This is a genomic window from Asanoa sp. NPDC050611 (assembly GCF_040654855.1).
Lineage (GTDB): Bacteria > Actinomycetota > Actinomycetes > Mycobacteriales > Micromonosporaceae > Asanoa.
In genome coordinates this window covers 1-16,912 of record NZ_JBFAIU010000050.1, presented here as the reverse complement: position 1 = coordinate 16,912, position 16,912 = coordinate 1, and the positions used below count along the sequence as shown (strand labels likewise).

17 protein-coding genes are annotated in these 16,912 nt (G+C 71.8%); 4 read left to right on the top strand and 13 right to left on the bottom strand.

Going from position 1 to position 16,912, the window contains the following annotated elements:
* The first annotated feature begins 103 nt into the window (after nucleotides 1-103).
* Entirely contained in the window at nucleotides 104-2,461 is a 2,358-nt protein-coding gene (locus tag AB0H87_RS10820) for a transglycosylase domain-containing protein (RefSeq protein WP_360142613.1), read from the top strand.
* 25 nt (nucleotides 2,462-2,486) lie between these two features.
* On the opposite strand, the gene AB0H87_RS10815 is transcribed toward AB0H87_RS10820, so the two are convergent.
* The 13 genes from AB0H87_RS10815 to AB0H87_RS10755 all read right to left on the bottom strand — a co-directional run bounded on the left by AB0H87_RS10815 (nucleotide 2,487) and on the right by AB0H87_RS10755 (nucleotide 14,709).
* Nucleotides 2,487-3,449 (bottom strand): TIGR03619 family F420-dependent LLM class oxidoreductase, encoded by a 963-nt coding sequence (locus AB0H87_RS10815; protein WP_360142611.1) that lies wholly within the window; start codon nucleotides 3,447-3,449, stop codon nucleotides 2,487-2,489.
* A 40-nt stretch (nucleotides 3,450-3,489) separates the two neighbouring features.
* On the bottom strand, nucleotides 3,490-4,953 hold the full coding sequence (locus AB0H87_RS10810) for a mannitol dehydrogenase family protein (RefSeq protein ID WP_360142609.1): 1,464 nt from the start codon (nucleotides 4,951-4,953) through the stop codon (nucleotides 3,490-3,492).
* Nucleotides 4,950-5,909 (bottom strand): alpha/beta hydrolase, encoded by a 960-nt coding sequence (locus tag AB0H87_RS10805; protein ID WP_360142607.1) that lies wholly within the window; start codon nucleotides 5,907-5,909, stop codon nucleotides 4,950-4,952. Before AB0H87_RS10805 ends, AB0H87_RS10810 begins: the two co-directional genes overlap by 4 nt.
* Complete coding sequence (locus tag AB0H87_RS10800; protein ID WP_360142605.1) at nucleotides 5,906-6,856, bottom strand: alpha/beta hydrolase; 951 nt, start codon at nucleotides 6,854-6,856, stop codon at nucleotides 5,906-5,908. Before AB0H87_RS10800 ends, AB0H87_RS10805 begins: the two co-directional genes overlap by 4 nt.
* Nucleotides 6,857-6,860: 4 nt before the next feature.
* Nucleotides 6,861-7,877: an ABC transporter permease gene (locus AB0H87_RS10795; protein ID WP_360142603.1), complete on the bottom strand. Its 1,017-nt coding sequence runs from the start codon at nucleotides 7,875-7,877 to the stop codon at nucleotides 6,861-6,863.
* A complete protein-coding gene (locus AB0H87_RS10790; RefSeq protein WP_360142601.1) occupies nucleotides 7,874-8,656 on the bottom strand; it encodes an ATP-binding cassette domain-containing protein in 783 nt (260 codons plus the stop codon). Before AB0H87_RS10790 ends, AB0H87_RS10795 begins: the two co-directional genes overlap by 4 nt.
* Nucleotides 8,653-9,633 (bottom strand): sugar ABC transporter substrate-binding protein, encoded by a 981-nt coding sequence (locus AB0H87_RS10785; protein WP_360142599.1) that lies wholly within the window; start codon nucleotides 9,631-9,633, stop codon nucleotides 8,653-8,655. The genes AB0H87_RS10790 and AB0H87_RS10785 overlap by 4 nt, the downstream gene beginning before the upstream one ends.
* 137 nt (nucleotides 9,634-9,770) lie before the next feature.
* Nucleotides 9,771-10,856 carry a hypothetical protein gene (locus AB0H87_RS10780; RefSeq protein WP_360142597.1) on the bottom strand — a complete coding sequence of 362 codons (1,086 nt, stop codon included), beginning with the start codon at nucleotides 10,854-10,856 and terminating at the stop codon, nucleotides 9,771-9,773.
* A gap of 116 nt (nucleotides 10,857-10,972) precedes the next feature.
* On the bottom strand, nucleotides 10,973-11,182 hold the full coding sequence (locus AB0H87_RS10775; RefSeq protein WP_360142595.1) for a ferredoxin: 210 nt from the start codon (nucleotides 11,180-11,182) through the stop codon (nucleotides 10,973-10,975).
* Nucleotides 11,183-11,198: 16 nt separating this feature from the next.
* The gene (locus AB0H87_RS10770; protein WP_360142593.1) at nucleotides 11,199-12,401 is read right to left on the bottom strand and encodes a cytochrome P450; all 1,203 of its coding nucleotides are present in this window, start codon (nucleotides 12,399-12,401) and stop codon (nucleotides 11,199-11,201) included.
* 81 nt (nucleotides 12,402-12,482) lie between these two features.
* The gene (locus AB0H87_RS10765) at nucleotides 12,483-12,929 is read right to left on the bottom strand and encodes an SRPBCC family protein (protein ID WP_360142591.1); all 447 of its coding nucleotides are present in this window, start codon (nucleotides 12,927-12,929) and stop codon (nucleotides 12,483-12,485) included.
* A 38-nt stretch (nucleotides 12,930-12,967) separates the two neighbouring features.
* Nucleotides 12,968-14,074, bottom strand: coding sequence for a serine hydrolase domain-containing protein (locus AB0H87_RS10760; protein WP_360142589.1), 1,107 nt, complete (start codon nucleotides 14,072-14,074; stop codon nucleotides 12,968-12,970).
* Nucleotides 14,071-14,709, bottom strand: coding sequence for a dihydrofolate reductase family protein (locus AB0H87_RS10755; protein WP_360142587.1), 639 nt, complete (start codon nucleotides 14,707-14,709; stop codon nucleotides 14,071-14,073). Before AB0H87_RS10755 ends, AB0H87_RS10760 begins: the two co-directional genes overlap by 4 nt.
* 251 nt (nucleotides 14,710-14,960) lie before the next feature.
* Between AB0H87_RS10755 and AB0H87_RS10750 the strand changes: the two genes are divergently transcribed.
* From AB0H87_RS10750 to AB0H87_RS10740, 3 genes are read left to right on the top strand one after another with little or no spacing between them, the layout of a single operon-like run.
* A complete protein-coding gene (locus AB0H87_RS10750; protein WP_360142585.1) occupies nucleotides 14,961-15,371 on the top strand; it encodes a hypothetical protein in 411 nt (136 codons plus the stop codon).
* Nucleotides 15,372-15,385: 14 nt separating this feature from the next.
* Nucleotides 15,386-15,988, top strand: coding sequence for a cell wall protein (locus AB0H87_RS10745; RefSeq protein ID WP_360142583.1), 603 nt, complete (start codon nucleotides 15,386-15,388; stop codon nucleotides 15,986-15,988).
* 3 nt (nucleotides 15,989-15,991) lie between these two features.
* A complete protein-coding gene (locus tag AB0H87_RS10740) occupies nucleotides 15,992-16,837 on the top strand; it encodes a MauE/DoxX family redox-associated membrane protein (protein ID WP_360142581.1) in 846 nt (281 codons plus the stop codon).
* Nucleotides 16,838-16,912 lie beyond the last annotated feature (75 nt).

Genomic DNA, 16,912 nt, shown 5'->3' with positions numbered 1-16,912 from the left:
GGTCGTAGCCGCACCGTAGCAGGGCCGCGGGTCGCGACGCCGCGCAGCCCGTCGCGAGCCACGTTCGTGATTGTGGAAGACCGTGAGCGGGTATCGATCGGCGATGTCCCAGACTCCGAGCGGCGCGCCCGCGGCCGACTCCCCGGGCCGGGCCGCGCCGGCCGACGCCTCCGCCCGGCGCCCGGCCGCCGCCCCGCGCAAGTGGTCGCGCCGCCGGAAGTGGCTGGTCGGGGGCCTCGCGGTGCTGTTGGTCATGTGCGGCGCCGGCGCGGCGATCGGCACGTACTACGTCGACACCGTGCCGCCGCCCGACGAGCTGGTGCTGCCCGAGTCGACGACGCTCTTCTACGCCGACGGGAAGACGCCGATGGCGAAGCTGGGCACCGAGAACCGCACGATCCTGGCGTACGAGCAGATGAACGACGCGGTCAAGCAGGCCATCGTGTCGGCCGAGGACCGCACGTTCTGGACGAACGAGGGCATCGACTTCCGCGGTGTGCTGCGCGCCGCGTGGAACAACGTCACGGGCGGTGACCGGCAGGGCGCCTCGACGATCACCCAGCAGTACGCGCGGATCGCCGCCGACCTGCAGGGGGTGACGTACTCCCGCAAGCTGCGCGAAGCCGTCATGGCCTGGAAGCTGGCCGACAAGCACAGCAAGGAGGAGATCCTCGGCTTCTATCTCAACACCGTGCCGTTCGGCCGAGGTGCGTACGGTATCGAGGCGGCGGCGCAGACGTTCTTCGGCAAGACGGCCCGCAAGGACGCCCCTCGCGGGGAGCAGCTGACGCTCGCGGAGGCCGCGGTGCTGGCCGCGATGGTCAAGCAGCCGGAGGCGAACCCGGACGACCCCGAGGGGCAGCCGGGCTACGACCCGAAGCGCAACGACAAGGCCCGCCAGAACTCGATCGAGCGGTGGCGATACATCCGTGACGGCATGGTCGGGCTCGGCTATCTCACCGCGGCGGAGGCGGCGGACCTCGCGTACCCCGACACGGTCCGTGACTACGATTCCCGGGCCGGCCAGTCCGGCCTCGACGGGCCCACCGGGCTGGTCGTCAACCATGTGCTGAGCGAGCTGCGGGGCACGGAGCCGTTCCGGGACCGGCCGTTCGACTACGTCCGCAACGGCGGCTTCCGGATCGTGACGACGGTCGACAAGCGGGCGCAGGACGCGGCCGTGGCGGCCGCGAACATCCACGGCGACAAGGCGCCGGAGGCGGTGCGTGGACAGCCGAAGAACTGGCAGTCGGCGCTGGTGGCGGTGGAGCCCGGGAGCGGCCGGGTCCTCGCGTACTACGGCGGCAACGAGGGCTCCGGCGCGGACTACGCGGGGTGGTACCTCGACGACGAGGGCAACGCGACCGGGTTCGGCCAGCACCCGCCGGGCTCGTCGTTCAAGGTGTACGACCTCGCCGAGGCGCTGCGGCGGGACATCTCGCCGAAGCAGCGGTTCGACTCGCCGGCGACCAAGGAGTTCCCGGCGAGCGGCCGCACCCGCGCGAGCGCGGCCGGGCCGATCCGCAACTCCGGCAGCGCGGACTGCCAGCCGGACTGCACGCTCTGGGAGGCGACAGTCGCCTCGCTGAACACGACCTACTTCGGGCTCACCGAGCAGCTCGGCGTCCCGGCGGTCATCGACATGGCCCGCAAGGCCGGTGTCGAGTCGATGTGGGCCAACGAGCCGAACAAGCCCGAAGCCGTCCGGGTCGACCTGCGCGAGACGTCGGGGGAGGAGGCCGCGTCCCGCTTCTCCACCGAGGTCGGCATCGGCCAGTACGGCATCACGGTGCAGGACCACGCCAACGGCATGGCCACGTTCGCGGCCGGCGGCAAGCGCGCGGAGGCGCACTTCGTCCGCTCGGTGTCCAAAGGGGACGACGAGATCTATCAGGAACAGCTGCGGCAGACGGACGTGGGGCTCGACGAGGAGCAGGCCAACGAGCTGAACTGGACGCTCCGGCGGGTGACCGCCGCGAAGGTGCCGGACTGGGACGCGGCGGGCAAGACCGGGACCTGGCAGGCCGGCAAGAGCACCACCCAGAACCTGCACGCCTGGATGGTCGGCTACACCGGTGCGATCGCTGCGGCCGTGTGGCTGGGCACCACCGACGGCAAGCCGTTGCGCACCAAGGACGGCAGCTACGACGTGTTCGGCGCGAGCCATCCGGGACCGATCTGGCAGCAGTTCATGACCCAGGCCACCAAGGCGATGGAACTCGACCCGGACGACTACCGGTTCGCGGAGCCCCGGTTCCCGCGGGAGACCCCGTCGGCGAAGCCCAGCGCGGAGACGCCGGCGACGCCGCCGACCCGCGACCCGGAGCCGACCGATGCGCCGAAGCCGACCCCGTCGGCGACGCCCACCCGCCGGCCCGAGCCGACCAAGCCCCCGAAGCCGACCGCGACCACGCGTCCACCCACCCCGATCACGCCACCACCGCGCGAAGTCGTGGGCTGACGATCGCCGACCGGGGCGGTCATCCTTACGGCGCGCGGACGCCCAGGCGGTCGGCCGCCTCGATCACCTCACCGAGCAACCCGAGCCAGCCGTCCACGTCGGCGGCCTGCATGCCCACGTCGAGCCCGAGGCCCTGGCCGCCGGCGAGGTACACCTGGGTCACGCCGATCTCGCGGGCGGCCATGAGGTCCTCGGCGACCTGCCGGGGCGATCCCCCGAGGAACGGGCGGCCCGTCCCGATCGGCTCGCGGGTGACGGGGGTCGGCCAGGGAGCCTGGTTGACCACCATGAGGTCGCTCGGGTCGCGGCCCGCCGCCCGGGCGGCGGCGTGGAACGCGGCCACGACGCCGCGCAGCTCCTCGGCCGAGGAGGTGAGCGGGAGCAGGCCGTCGGCGATCCGGCCGGCGCGCTTGACCGCCGCCGGCGCCGTCGAGGCCAGCAGCACCGGGATGCGGGCCTGGACCGGCTTGGGGTTCACCTGCGACGGCGTGATCCGGTAGAACTCGCCCTCGTGCTCCACCGGGTCCGGGCCCCACGCGGCCCTCATCGCCGTGATGAACTCCTCCGTGCGGGGGCCCCTGCGGCTGCTCGACACGTTCGCGGTCGCGAACTCGTGGTGCTGCCAGCCCTGTCCCAGACCGGCGATGACCCGGCCGCCGCTGAACCGGTCGAGGGTGGCGAGCCGGCGGGCGAGCATCACGGGCACGTGGAACGGCGCCACCATGGCCGCGGTGCCCAGCTTGATCCGCTCGGTCACGGCGGCGACGTGGCTCAGCGTCTCCAGCGGCTCGTACGTCGAGCCGTAGAACTCCGGCACCATCGCCGGTGCGCCGCCCGTGTAGAGCACGACCTTCTCCAGTGGGCGGAGCAGGCGTTCGAACGTCCACAAGGCGGCGTAGCCGAGCCGTTCGGCTTCCTTGGCGACCTTGACGATCGTCTCCGGCGAGGTCTGCGGGCCGGCGGTGGGCAGTGCGAGTCCGAGTTCCATGGCTCCCCAGAGTCACACCCGACCGAGCCGGCCAACCACGTCAATCCGGCCGAGAAGCACTCCGATCCAGACGGGAACGCATCGCGGCGCGTGCCCCGTCCTTTGCCAGCTCCGCACGGGCCGCGACGTAGCTGGTGACCAGCCGGCGGTCGCGGCCAAGATCGCCGAAGACCGGCGTGTACCCCAGCAACGCCTCAGGATGCAGGGCGACCAGCGGCAGCAGTTCGTCCACCCGCCGGTCCGCGATGGTGCCCGCGCCCTCGAGGCGTCGGCTCCACGCCGCGAGCACCAGCACGCAGCAGTCGATCGGGCCGCCGACGGCGAGTTGGTGACGCAGCACCGGGACCAGGAACTTCGGCAGCCGGTCGGACGCGTCGACGGCCAGGCGCGCGAGCGTGTCGCGCACCTCCTCGCCGGCGAACCGCTCGAGCAGCTGGTCACAGTAGGCCGGCAGGTCGACGCCGGGCACCGGAGACAGCGTCGGCATGGCCTCGTGCGCCATGTAGCGGCGCAGGAAGGCGACGTAGAGCGGGTCCTGGCACACGTCGTGCACCCACGTCCGCCCGTCGAGCAGCCCGAGGTGGCTCATCGCCTGATGCGACGCGTTGAGGAGCCGCAGCTTCATCAGCTCGTACGGCTCGACGTCCGGGACGAGCTGGACACCAACCGACGCCAGATCCGGCCGGCCCGTGGGGAAGCGGTCCTCGACGACCCACTGGATGAAGCTCTCGGACTGCAGCGCCCAGCGGTCCTCGATGCCGTACGTGTCGCGCACCGCCCGCCGCGTGTCGGCCGTGGGCACCGGGGTGATGCGGTCGACCATGGAGCTCGGGAAGCTCACCGTGGCGTCGATCCAGTCGGCCAGCTCCGGGTCTCGTGCCCGCGCGAACGAGACGACCGCCTTCCGGGCGACGTGCCCGTTGCCCTGGACGTTGTCGCAGGACAGGACCGTGAACGGTGGGGTGCCGTCGGCGCGGCGGCGCCGCAGTGCCTCGGTGAGGTAGCCGAAGGCGCTGCGCGGTTCGTCGGCACCGGCCAGGTCGAGGAGGGTGAGCTCGTCGTCCGGGTCGAACTCCCCGGTGGCGTCGTCGATGCCGTAGCCACCTTCGGTGATGGTCAGCGAGACGATCCGCGTCGACGGGGCGGTGAGGACGTCCAGGACCGCGGCCGGGTCGTCGGGAGCGAACAGGTAGCGGACCAGCGTGCCGATCACGCGCGACTGCTGGGTTCCGTCGGGTGCGCTGGACGTCAGGACGTACAGGCCGTCCTGCGCGTGGGCCGCGTCGCGGGCGGCGACGTCCTGCGGCAGCAGACCCACGCCGCACACACCCCAGTCGGTTTCGCCGGCGGCCGCGATCGCGTCGAGGTAGGCCTGCTGATGGGAACGGTGGAAGCCACCGACGCCGAAGTGGACGATGCCGACCCGCAGCGCCGAGCGGTCGTAGGCCGGGGTCGCCACGCGGGGGTCCAGCCGGTCGACGGTCGCGGCTGTCAGCTCGGTCATGACAGGACGCCGTTCGGTGTACGCGCGCGGACGGCCCGGTCGCGCAGTTCCGCGAACGCCGACGCCGCCGACCACAGCGCGTGCGCCGCGGCGGGCACGCGGTCGGTCATGTCCGCCCAGCCGTGCGGCAGGGTCTCGGACGGCAGGTAGACGGTCGGCACACCGGCCTCGACCAGGCGGGCCGCGTACGCCTGGCCTTCGTCGTGCAACGGGTCGAACCGCGCCGTGGCGACCACCGCCGGCGGTGCGGCGGACATCTCGGCGTGGAAAACCGGTGCCACAGCCGGGTTCCGGTGCTGCTGCGGCGTGACGTAGGCGCTCCAGTAGTAGTCCATGGCGGCGCTGGTGAGCCGGTATCCTTCGCCGAACAGGCGGTAGGACGCCGTGTCCTGGCGGGGATCGAGCGCCGGGTAGAGCAGCAACTGGGCGTCGACGAGATCCGCGAGCTCGTTGGCCGTGACGGCGGCGAGGTTCCCGCCCGCGCTGTCGCCCGCCACGCCCAACCACCTGGGTCGACGATCGGCCGCCCAGCGCACGACCGTGGCACAGTCGTCCCTCGCCGCGGGGAACGGGTGCTCCGGTGCGAGCCGGTAGCCGACCGAGACCACCGTCGCGTCGACGACGCCGCACAGGGCGCGCGCGATCGCGTCGGCGGAGTCGAGCCCACCGACGACCCAGCCGCCGCCGTGGATGTAGACGACGATGTCCTGCCCGCTCCCGCCCCGTGGTGAATAGAGCCGCACCGGCACCGGGGTCTCCGGTCCGTCGATCGTCCGGTCCTCGGTGTGGACGTCCGTCGTCGGTGCGGCCGGCTCCCGTAGCCAGGCGGTCGTCGCGGCGAACTCCTCGCGTACCCGTGCCGGATCGGAGTCGGAGGCGACGTTCATGTTCTGCGCGAGGTGCTCCATGACGAGCGCGGCGGTCGGGTCGAGGCGCGGTTGACGCGTGGCGGTCATGGTGCGAGGGCTCGCTGCAGAGCCCGCACCTGGATGTCCAGGCACTCCAACCCCAATCGGGTGGCGTCGAAGGAGTCGAAGGAATGGAACCCTCGACCGAAATGATGGAGGTCGACGGGTACGCCCTCGCCGGCCAGGCGGGCGGCGAACGCGAGGCCCTCGTCCCGCAGCGGGTCGTACTGTGCCGTGATCATCAGCGTCGGTGGAAGCCCGCTCACGTCCGGGGCGTGCGCCGGAGACGCGAGCGGGGACGGCGACTGTCGCGACCCGCCCAGATAGAGCGTCCACAGTCGATGGACGGTGTCGGAGATGAGCACCGGGGTGTCGGTGAACTCGTTGACCGACGCGGTGTCGAGCCGGGCATCGAGCACGGGGAAGAGCAGCATCAGGAAGGTGGGGGAGAGGCCAGGCCGGTCAGCCGCCCACAGCGCCAGCGAAGCGGCGAGACAACCGCCCGCGCTGAGCCCGCCGACGGCTACTCGCGCCGGATCGCAGCCGAGCGTGGGTGCGTGCGCGACGACCCACTCGAGCGCGTCCTGGCAGTCCTCGATCGCGGCCGGGAACGGATGCTCGGGAGCGAGCCGGTAGTCCACGGCGACGACGGCGACCTGAGCCTCCCGCGCGTAGTGGATGCAGCGGTTGTCCTCGCTGTGCAGCCCGCCCGTGACGAAGCTGCCGCCGTGGATGAACAGGAGCACCGGCAGGGCGGTACGGTCCCAGCGGGCGGGCCGATAGAGCCGCATCGCGAGCGGCGTGCCGTCCCGGCGTGCGCCGACCAGCTCGACGACCTCGACGTCGTCGGCGCGCCGGGTGGTCTGCGTGGCGAGCGTGTGCTCCAGCTCGCGGGCGGCCGCCAGATCGTCGAGCGTGATCCGTGGGGACAGGACCTGCATGGCCGCGAGCTCGGGATCCATGGCGCGGGCCTGGACCGTCCAGTTCGTTGTCATCGCGTCATCCTCGCCGGTACAGGCGCTTGCGCCGGAGATGGTCGATCCCGACGGCCCCGATGAGGATCGCGCCGACGATGATGTTGTTGTAGTCGGGCGGCACCCGGGCGACGATCAGAGCGTTGTCCACTGTCGACAGCAGCAGCGCGCCGCACGCGACACCGGTGATGGAGCCGAGCCCGCCGAACAGGCTCACGCCGCCGATGAGGACGGCGGTGACGACGTTGAGCGTCGTCGCCGCACCGCCGGCCTGCACCTGGCCGGCACCGACCCGCGCGGTGTAGATGATTCCGGCCAGGGCGCCGGTGGCTCCGGCGATCGCGTAGAGGGCGAGGTCGAGGCGCACCACGCGCAGGCCGTTCTGGACCGCGGCCTGGCGGTTGCCGCCGAGGGCGCGGACGTTCACCCCGAACCGGGTGCGCTCCAGCAGGAACCAGCACACGACACCGACGACGACGGCGTAGATGATGACGTTCGGCACCCCGAGGACGCTGCCCTGACCCAGCTTCGTGAACGCGTCCGGCAGCGGCAGCACGTCGTCGCCCTGCGATATCTGGGTGTCCAGTCCCAACAGGACGAAGAACGTGCCGAGGGTCGCGATGATCGGTGGTACGTGCCAGTAGGTGATGATGAGGTGGTTGACGAGCCCCACCAGGGCACCGATCACGACACCGGCCAGCACCGCCAACGGCCACGGCACGTCCCGGACCAGCAGCAGGCTGGTGCTCAGGGCACCGAGCGTGAACACACCGCCGACCGAGAAGTCGAGGCCGCCGCCGATGGTGAGCAGGGCGGCGCCGCAGGCCATCACGAAGTAGATGACGGAGCTGCGGAACAGTTCGAGCACGTTGTCGCCGCTGAGGAACGCGTGGTTACGCGTGAAGGCGGCGGCGCCGATGACCACGATGACGAGGACGAGCGTGAACTCCTGCCGGAGGAGCGCCCTGGACAGGATGCCGCGGCCTGGTTCGGTCGTCGGCGAGCCGGCGGCCGGCTCGTGGTCGGCGACGGTGACGGTCATGGCGCTTCCTTCTGGGCTCGGGCGGGGCGGCCGTCGGCGGGGAACGCCCCGGTGATGAGCCCGACGATCTCGTCGCGGGTCGTGTCCGCCGTCCGGCGGGTGCCGACGCTGTTTCCCAGTCGCAGGACGGTGATGCGGTCGGCATGGGCGAAGACGAACTCGAGGTCGTGGCTGATGCAGACCACCGCCTTGCCGGCGGCACGCAGTTCCCTCATGATCGTCCCCACTCGCGCCGACTCCTGGACCCCGAGGGCCGCGGTCGGCTCGTCCAGCAGGATGAGCGGCTTGTCCATCCGGACCGCGCGCGCGATGGCGATGATCTGCCGCTGCCCGCCGGAGAGCAGGCCGACGGGCGTGTGCACGTCTCCGACGCGGACCTTGAGGTCGCTGAGCACCTTGGCCGCGTCGCGCGCCATCCGCTGCCGGTCCAGGATGATGCCCCAGCGCCGCGGCAGGTTCCCGAGCGAGAGGTTCTGCGCGATGTCCAGGCACTCGACCAGGGCGAGGTCCTGGTAGACCACCGCGACACCGAGGTCCTGCACCGTCTTGGCGTTGTGGCTCGACTCGACCGACCCGTTGACGCGGACCTCGCCCGCGTCGGCGTCGTGGATGCCGGTGACGATCTTGAGCATGGTCGACTTGCCCGCGCCGTTGTCGCCGACGATCGCGTGGATCTCACCGGGCCAGGCCGAGAAGTCCACGTGCTCGAGGGCGCGGACGGACCCGAAGCTCTTGGCGATCCCGCTCAGCTGGAGGGCCGGGGTGTGCTGATCGGTCATCCCCAGCCCTGTCCGAGCAGCGTCTCGAGGTCGTCCTTGGTGCCGATGGTCTCCTTGGCGTCGATGTGCGCGGCGACCGGCTTGCCCTCGGCCTTGTCGGCGACCGCGTTGAGGACGGTCTTGCCCTCCTCGCACAGCCCCTGCAACCAGGCGCCGTACGCGATGCCGTCCGCCACCGCCTCCTTGCCGCCGTTGTCCGGGCCCGACGCGACGAACACGACCTTGCCGACCAGGTTCCGGCCTTTGATCGCGCCCACGACCCCGGGCGTCACCGAGCCCATGTGGCTGGCGATGACGTTGATCTCGGGGTGGGCGGTCAGCAGCGCGTTCGCCTGCGAGAGCGCCTTCGCGGCGTCGTCGTTGGTGTAGACGGTCCCGACGACCTTGACGTTCGACGTGGCCTTCGCCGCCGCCTGGACCCCGTCCGCCCACTGCTTGGCCTGCCCGGTGTCGCTCTGCGCCATGAGGCCGACGTTCTGCTGCCCCTCGCGCTTCGCGATCGCGTCGACGTACATCTTGCCGAGCTCGGTGTAGTTGGGGCCGACGACGACGTCACCGCCTTCGCCGTACACCGTGCCGGTGACGATGCCCGCCTTCTGCGCCTGCTGGAGCACCGGCGTGAACGCGTCACTGGCCGGGAACGTGATGATGGCGCCCTTCTTGTTGGCGGTCGCCTGCTGGATCTGCTGGATCATCTTCGTGGCGTCGAGGGTGCCCCCGGTCGGTCCGCTCTCCGTGAAGTTGATCCCGCGGGCCTTGGCCGCGTCCGCCATGCAGTCGCCGATCGTGCGCCACGCCGGGTACTGCGGCAGCGGGTTGACGAACTCGGCCGACGTCAGGGGCTTACCCGTCGCGGCGGCGTTCGCCGTGTTCGCCGGCGTCGTGCTGCCTTCGTTGGGGTTCGCGGCACAGGCCGTCAGAACCGCCGGCGCCAACGCGCACATGGTGACAAGGAACAACCGGTGTCGTCTGGACATGTCAGATCCTCTCGGCCGTGCGTACGGCCAGGGGCGGGGGTGGAGAAGATCTTCTGAGTCTCGCCATCGTCGGCGCGTGACAACATCGGAACCTGGCTGAAATCCCCCGCCTCAATTCCGCCAAGTGGCGGAATCACTCATCGGCAGTGCAGGCGCCAGAGGAGCAGGGCCGTCCGGGCCCGGTACCGCCCGACGGCGGTGCCGAGGCTCATGCCGAGCTGTTCGGCGAGCGCCTGCGCCCGGTAGCTGATGCTGCTGTGGTGCATATGTGCCGTGGTGGCCGCTTCCCGCAGCGAGCTCGACGCGCAGATGATGTCGAGCAGATCGAGGTCTTCCTTGCCGCGCCGACCGGCCGCGATCGACGCGACCGCCGCGACGTCCGCGAGCTCGCGGATCCCGTCCCGGTCCAGGCCGTCCAGCGCGACAAGACAACCGAGGTCGGCGATGTCGATCAGCGCCGGCCAGGTCGGCGACATCGCGGCGAACCGCAGGCCGCGATGGGCCGCGCGCCACGAGACGTCGGCGCGCTCCGCGGCGACGACGGGTCCGACGCAGCCGGTGACGCCGTCCGGCAACGTGACGGCGGCCGGCAGCGGTGAACCGATGACCGCGGCGCTGGTCCCGCTGAGGGCGGCCAGCACGACGAAGCCGCCGAAGGCCGCTCGCAGCTCCGACATGCGGTCCGCGAGGTCTGCGCCGGCGACCACGACGACCCTGACCTGCTGCCCGGCCCGGAACCCGAGCAACCGCGCCGCGCGGCTGGCGTCGGGCTCGGAGATCCCACCGCCGAGGAGGTACTGCACGATCGCGGGGTCGGCGGGTCCGGAGACGGGGCTGCGCTCGGGGGGCCGGCGTCGGGCGTGCGCCGCGGCGACCGCCAGCGCCATCCGTTCCATGACCAGGTCGTCCCAGTCCCGCTCCGGGTCGCCCGCGGGCCGGGCGAGCCAGACCCGCCCGATCTCCGCGTTGCCGTGGACGACCGGTCGGGAGATCGTTTTCGCGCCGGTCTCCTGTGCCGGGCGGCCGGCGGGCGTCATCGCACAGGCGACGTCGTGGAGGTCGTCCTCCGCGCCGGCGGTCGCCTCGGCCATGACCGCGGTCGCGCGCGTCACGGCTTCGATGTCGGCGCCGTGCCGGGTGAGCTGGTCGAAGAACTCGATGATCCGCAGGGCACGTTCGGCTGCCGAGTCGATCGTCGAGACCCATCGCAGCAGCCCTTGCATGCGGGCACTGTACGCCGCGTGATCAGCAAACCGCCCCGCCGGATGGCGGACAGGGACCTGTCGACCCCACTTTCGCCTCTGCGCCTTTTATGTCAGAAACGGCGAGCCTCGAAGCCTTACAGGGAGGCCTCGACGGGTGCGCCGGTGGCGGCGTCGGTCACGGTGATCGCCTCCATGGGGCAGGAGACGGCGGCGTCGAGTATGGCCTCGTGCGGCTCCAGCGGCGTCGCGACCGGTCGGGAGCGGTTGTCGGGCCCGATCGCGAAGTGGTGCGGCGCGGTGCCCGCGCAGACGCCGGACCCGATGCACGCGGACGACACCTCCACGTTCCACATCGGACGCCTACCAGGTCACCGGGAGGCTCTGGAGGCTGCGGACGATCATCCCGGACTTGAACCGCAGCTCTGTGTCGGGCACCGCGATGTGCAGACCGGGCAGGTGCCGCAGCAGACCTTTCAGCGCCTCCTGCAGCTCCATCCGCGCGAGCTGGGCGCCCAGGCAGTGGTGCGCGCCCGCGCCGAAGCCGAGGTGCTGGGTGATCTCGCGGGTCAGGTCAAGCCGGTCGGCGTCGGCGAAGACGGACTCGTCGCGGTTGGCCGCGGCCATCGACATCACCACGACCGCGCCGGGCGGGATCGTGACGCCGCTCAGGTCCACCGCCTCGGTGGTGACGCGGGGCAGGCCGGCACCCTCGCCGAGCTGGACGAAGCGCATGAGCTCCTCCACGGCCTGCGGGACGAGCTCCGGCGACTTGGCCAGCCGTTCGTATTCCTCCGGGAAGTGCAGCAGCGTCAGCAGGAACATGTTGATCTGGTTGGCGGTGGTCTCGTGCCCGGCGATCAGCAGGCCGAAGCAGAGATTGACCAGCTCCTGCTCGCTCAACCGGTCCGCGTTGTCGCGCGCCGCGATCAGGGCGGTCATGAGGTCGTCGGCCGGGGTGGCCCGCTTGTCGGCGATGAGTTTGCCGAAGTAGGTCGCGAGGCTGCCCATGGCCGCCCGGATCTCGGCGGGATCGCCACCCGCGTCCGACATGATCGTGTCGGACCAGGCGTGGAAGATGTGCTGGTCCTCGGGCGGCACGCCGAGCAGCTCGCAGATGACGCGCACCGGCAGCGGCAGCGAGAAGTGCTCGACCAGGTCGACCGGGCGTGGCCGGGCGGCGATGTCGGTGAGCAGTGCGTCGACGAGCGCCGTGACCTTCGGCCGCAGCTCCTCGACCCGGCGCGCGGTGAAGGCGCCGGCGACGAGGCGCCGCAGGCGCGTGTGCTCCGGCGGGTCCATGCCGAGGATCGAGTCGGTGGCCACGATGGCGATGCCCGTGTCCGAGGCCGCCGAGCCGGCCGCGGCGGCCCGGCTGAACCGCGGGTCGATGAGCACCTGGCGCACGTCCGCGTATCTCGTGACCAGCCAACCCGTCGAGCCGTCCGGAAAGGTGACCTCGGCGACCGGCCGGTTGGCGCGCAGCGCGGCGAGCTGCGGCGTCGGATGGTAGAGGGTGGGAGCCGGCGGCAGCGGCAGCGCCAGCGTGTCGTCGTGCGTGGTCATGTCGAACCTCCCCGCGGGCTGGACGACATCAATCTAAACGAATACATACATCAATGCGAGGGGGTACGCGAGGATTGGTGCCTAGCGCCGGGCGACGGTTCGGCGTTCGGCGATGTCGCCCAGCCGGTGCAGCATCTCGGCGCTGCGCGGGCGCAGCAGGACGGACTGCAGCGGCTTCGGGACGAACCGTCCGGGCCCGGCGGTCAGGTCGTAGGACAGCGTCACCCACGTCGACCCGTCGAGCGGCTCGAGCTCCAGCACGATCGTCGCTTCCCCGATCGGCCACGCACGGGCGTGGAGTTCGAGCATGCGGTCGGGGACGACCGCGTACACCGTCGACTGGTCCTTGATGTGCATCGGCCACGGGCCGATCTGGTGGTGGAGCCGTGCTCCGACCGCGGGCCAGTCCTCGTCGACGGCGCGGATGTGCGACGCGCCGACCACCCAGCTCGCGTAGCTCCAGCCGTCGGCCAGCACCGCGAACACGCGCTCGGGCGGTGCGCCGATGACCATCGACGTGGCTGCCATCACCGACCGCCTTCCCCGTGCGGGCGGTGGCAAACGCGCTACGGCCGCAGGGCCTGGAACTCCTCGATCAGCGGCTGCGCCCGCGCGCCCACCTCCACCTGGGTCAGCAGGACACCCACGGTGCCGTCGGGGTCGACGAAGAAGGTGGTGCCAAGGCCGCCCGACCACCCGTAGCGGCCGCTCCCGGTGTCGACGCCCAGGCCGAAGCCCCAGCCGCTGCCGTCCCAGAAACCCGGGAAGAAACTGTCGGGCGTCTTGGCTGCGGCCGGCACCTGGTCGCTGGTCATCAGCCGGACGTGCGCCTCCGAGACGATCCGCCGGCCGTCGAGCGCGCCGCCGCCGGCCAGCATCCGGGCGAAGCGGGTGTAGTCCGCGACCGTCGACACCAGTTCGGCGTGGCTCACGTCGAAGGGCGGATCCCCGGCGTACGCCCCACCGGCGGCCGGTTCGACCTCCACCGGACCGGTGTCGGTGTGCTGGTAGGCCGCCGCCAGCCGGTCGACGCGTGCCGCCGGCACCCACAGCCCCGTGTCGGCCAGGCCGAGCGGCCCGAGGAGGTCCTCGGCCAGGTGGTCCGGCAACGGGCGGCCGGCCACCCGGGCGACCAGGATGCCGAGGATGCCGAAGGAGTGGTGGTAGCGCCAGCCCTCGCCCGGCTGGAACGCCAGCGGCAGGGCCGCCAGCCGAGCCAGCCACTCGTCGGCGGCGAGCGTCCGGGGGTCGGCGCCCACGTCGACGCCGCGGGCGGCCATCGCCTCCCGCAGCGGGGACTCCACCACCGGCATCCCGTACCCGGACGTGCTGGTCAGCAGATGGCGCAGCGTGATCGGCCGCGCGGCCGGCGACGTCGCGCCCAGGTCGGCGGTCGGGCTCTTCAGCACCTGCCGGTCCGCCAGCTCGGGCAGCCACCGGTCGACCGGGTCGTCGAGTCCCAGGTGGCCGGCCTCGACCAGGCGCAGGGCCGCCACCGAGGTGACGGCCTTGGTCATCGACCTCAGGCGCATGATCGCGTCGGTGCGCATGGGCGGACCGCCGACGGACATGACGCCGGCGGCGGCGACCGTGCCTCGGAGGGCGGCGACGACGCCCGGGACCGCGCCGCTCGCGACGTGCCGCTCGAGCAGGTCCGGCAACGCGCTGGTCACGCGCCGGCCTCGCGGGTGGAGTCGGCCGAGGCGGTCTCGTACCGCGGGCGGCCGGTGGGCCGGTAGACCTGGATCAGCACGCCCTTGGGGGTGGACCGCGCCTCGACCAGCTCGAGCGCGGTGTCCAGCCCGTTCTCGGCGAACAGCCGCGTGCCCTGGCCGAGCAGCACGGGGCAGACGAGCAGGTTGATCTCGTCGACCAGCTCGCGGTCGAGCAGCCACCGGACCAGCTGGCCGCTGCCGTGCACCTGGAGCTCGCCGCCCGGCTTGGCCTTCAGCTCGCCGATCGCGGCCGCGAGATCGCCCGAGAGGACGGTCGTGTCCGACCACGCCGGATCGGTGATCGTGTTCGACGCGACGTACTTCGGCCGCGTGTTCAGCGCCGTCCACACGGGGTTGTCGCCCGGGTCCGCCCACGTGCCCCACGAGGCGGCGAAGATCTCGTAGGTCTGCCGGCCGAAGAGGAACGCGTCCGCGCGCTGGTAGATGCCGGTCAGGAAGGCCATGCCCTCGTCGTCGGAGAGCGGTGCGATCCAACCGCCGCGCTCGAATCCGCCCCGGCGGTCCTCGTCGGCCCCGCCGAGGCCCTGCAGCACGCCGTCGAGGGTGATCATCGTGGTGGTGGTCAGCTTCATGATCGTGGTGCTCCTTCTCGTTGTCTGGTTGCCGCTCATCCCTGCTACGAACGGCTCCGTCCCGATCTGACACCGCCGGCGTGGATTTTTCCGGCGCTTGGGCCGGAGAGGTCCGGAACCTGGGGATCGGTGGCCGGAGGCCGGGGGATGGCCAGGAGGAAAATTTCACGTGCGCCCTTGAGTTCGGCACTTCCTTTCAGCGATGCTGGTCCATATAGATAGACATCGCTCTAGCGAAGAGGAGGCAAACCATGGCCGCACTCGTCGGTGAGATGTCCTGGTTCTGTTGCGGCAACGCCTGGGGACCGTGCGGTTCGACCGGCCGGGGTGCCTGCGGCACCTGCAGCTCGGGCAACTACCAGCACGCCTGGCCCAACGCCTCGGCCGCCTGCTTCACCATCACCCGGCCGGACAGTTGCGGCGTCAGCATGGCGCGGCGCGGCTGCGGCTTCCGGCACTACACCACCAACCTGTGCAACGGGGCGCGGATCGGCACCACGATCGCCGACTGCGGCCCGCAGACCGACCTGTTCTGCGGCGAGCGCAGCTGCTGCGGATCGGCCTGCGGCTCCAACCGCATCATCGACCTGACGCCGGCGGCGTACAGCGTGATCGCCAGCCTCTCGTCGGGTCTGCGTCCCTGCTCTGTCGACATCGTGTGAGAGGCGGCGGTGAGATGACTCCCAAGATGGACCGGCGGCGGCTGCTGAGCACCGCCGTGCTGGGCGGCGCCGGCCTCGTCGGCGCGACCGCCCTCGGCTCGCTCGCGCCCGAGGCGGCGTTCGCGGCCGAGGCCCGACCCGTCGAACCCGGCGCGGCCGACCCCAACTTCGCCGAGGGCCGGATCAGCAAGATCAGCGGGGGTACGTTGCTGGCCAACGGCTCCGACGGGGTGCTGCACTCGATCCGGGTCACTGACGGCACGAGCATCTGGAAGCTGTATCCCACGACGTTCGACCAGATCGCGGTCGGCGACGGGCTATACGCCCGCGGCGTCCGGCTGCCCGACGGCACGCTCGCCGCCGACTCCGTCTGGGTCAACATCGTCAACCTGCACGCGCACATCGCCGCGGTGGGCCGCAACACGCTGCACCTCGACCACAAAGGACAGCGGATCGTGGCGCACGTGGTGCCGGGCTTCTCCGCGGCCGTCTACAACAGCACGCCGGCGGTGTCGGACCTGTCGCTGCTCAAGGTCGGCCGGCACGTGCAGGTGCTGGGCGCCTGGCATCCCGACACGAACGAGATCTCCATCTCGACCGTCTACTCGAGGGCCTGACCCATGCTGGCGACGATCGCCGCCCTGCAGGCACCGCTCGTCGGCGTCGTGCTCGTCTGGGCGGCCCGATTCAAGCTCTTCAGCCGGCACGCGGCGGCGAGCGCCCGCCGGTCCGCGCTGGCCCGCCTGGTGGGTGCGGACCGGGCGCTGCCGGCCTACCGGCTGCTCGGCGGCGCGGAACTGCTGATCGGCGCCCTGCTGATCCTGCCGCCCGTCGCCCGGCTCGAAGGGCTGGCCGCAACCGGGCTGAGCGTGGGCTTCCTGGGCTACCTGGCGTACGCCAAGCGGGTCGCCCCCGACGCGCCGTGCGGCTGCCTCGGTGCGGCACCGGTGCCGGTCGCCGGGCGGAGCATCGCGCGGGCCGCCGTGCTGGTGCCAGCGAGCGTGCTCGCCACGTGGGCCGGCACCGGCTGGTGGGCCGAGCTGACCGCGCCCGGTGCGCTCCTGCTGGCGGCCGAGCTGGCCCTGGTCGTCGCGCTGTCACCGGAGCTCGACCACCGTTGGCTGCTCCCGTTGCGGCAGGTCTGGGTCAACCTGAGCCATCCGCTGCGCGGCGGTTCCGGTGTGCCGCTGCTGCGGTCGGTGCAGCAACTCCAGCAGAGCGGCGTCTACCGCCGGGTCGGCGGGCTGATCAGCTCGGACGTGCGCGAGCACTGGGACGAGGACGAGTGGCGGATGATCTGCTACGCGGCGCGCTACCAGGGCCGGCCGGCGACCGCCGTCTTCGCGGTGCCGCTGCGGGACTGGGCGCCGGAATCGGTGCGGGTCGCGCTCGTCGACGACCGGGCCGGCGCCACGCTGGCGACCCTGCCCGCACCTCGACCGGCGGACGCCGAGTTCGTCACCTGATGCCGCGCGGCCGGCCCGGGACCCGGCACCGGGTTTCGGGCCGGCCGCGCGTCACGGCACCCCCTGCTGGCGCCA

What these genes read in the sequence shown, in the direction of transcription:
- AB0H87_RS10755 (WP_360142587.1), bottom strand. Translation starts at nt 14,709, where the DNA reads ATGAAGCTGACCACCACCACGATGATCACCCTCGACGGCGTGCTGCAG.
- AB0H87_RS10820 (WP_360142613.1), top strand. Translation starts at nt 104, where the DNA reads ATGTCCCAGACTCCGAGCGGCGCGCCCGCGGCCGACTCCCCGGGCCGG.
- AB0H87_RS10785 (WP_360142599.1), bottom strand. Translation starts at nt 9,633, where the DNA reads ATGTCCAGACGACACCGGTTGTTCCTTGTCACCATGTGCGCGTTGGCG.
- AB0H87_RS10780 (WP_360142597.1), bottom strand. Translation starts at nt 10,856, where the DNA reads ATGCAAGGGCTGCTGCGATGGGTCTCGACGATCGACTCGGCAGCCGAA.
- AB0H87_RS10770 (WP_360142593.1), bottom strand. Translation starts at nt 12,401, where the DNA reads ATGACCACGCACGACGACACGCTGGCGCTGCCGCTGCCGCCGGCTCCC.
- AB0H87_RS10765 (WP_360142591.1), bottom strand. Translation starts at nt 12,929, where the DNA reads ATGGCAGCCACGTCGATGGTCATCGGCGCACCGCCCGAGCGCGTGTTC.
- AB0H87_RS10810 (WP_360142609.1), bottom strand. Translation starts at nt 4,953, where the DNA reads ATGACCGAGCTGACAGCCGCGACCGTCGACCGGCTGGACCCCCGCGTG.
- AB0H87_RS10805 (WP_360142607.1), bottom strand. Translation starts at nt 5,909, where the DNA reads ATGACCGCCACGCGTCAACCGCGCCTCGACCCGACCGCCGCGCTCGTC.
- AB0H87_RS10815 (WP_360142611.1), bottom strand. Translation starts at nt 3,449, where the DNA reads ATGGAACTCGGACTCGCACTGCCCACCGCCGGCCCGCAGACCTCGCCG.
- AB0H87_RS10745 (WP_360142583.1), top strand. Translation starts at nt 15,386, where the DNA reads ATGACTCCCAAGATGGACCGGCGGCGGCTGCTGAGCACCGCCGTGCTG.
- AB0H87_RS10795 (WP_360142603.1), bottom strand. Translation starts at nt 7,877, where the DNA reads ATGACCGTCACCGTCGCCGACCACGAGCCGGCCGCCGGCTCGCCGACG.
- AB0H87_RS10800 (WP_360142605.1), bottom strand. Translation starts at nt 6,856, where the DNA reads ATGACAACGAACTGGACGGTCCAGGCCCGCGCCATGGATCCCGAGCTC.
- AB0H87_RS10790 (WP_360142601.1), bottom strand. Translation starts at nt 8,656, where the DNA reads ATGACCGATCAGCACACCCCGGCCCTCCAGCTGAGCGGGATCGCCAAG.
- AB0H87_RS10740 (WP_360142581.1), top strand. Translation starts at nt 15,992, where the DNA reads ATGCTGGCGACGATCGCCGCCCTGCAGGCACCGCTCGTCGGCGTCGTG.
- AB0H87_RS10750 (WP_360142585.1), top strand. Translation starts at nt 14,961, where the DNA reads ATGGCCGCACTCGTCGGTGAGATGTCCTGGTTCTGTTGCGGCAACGCC.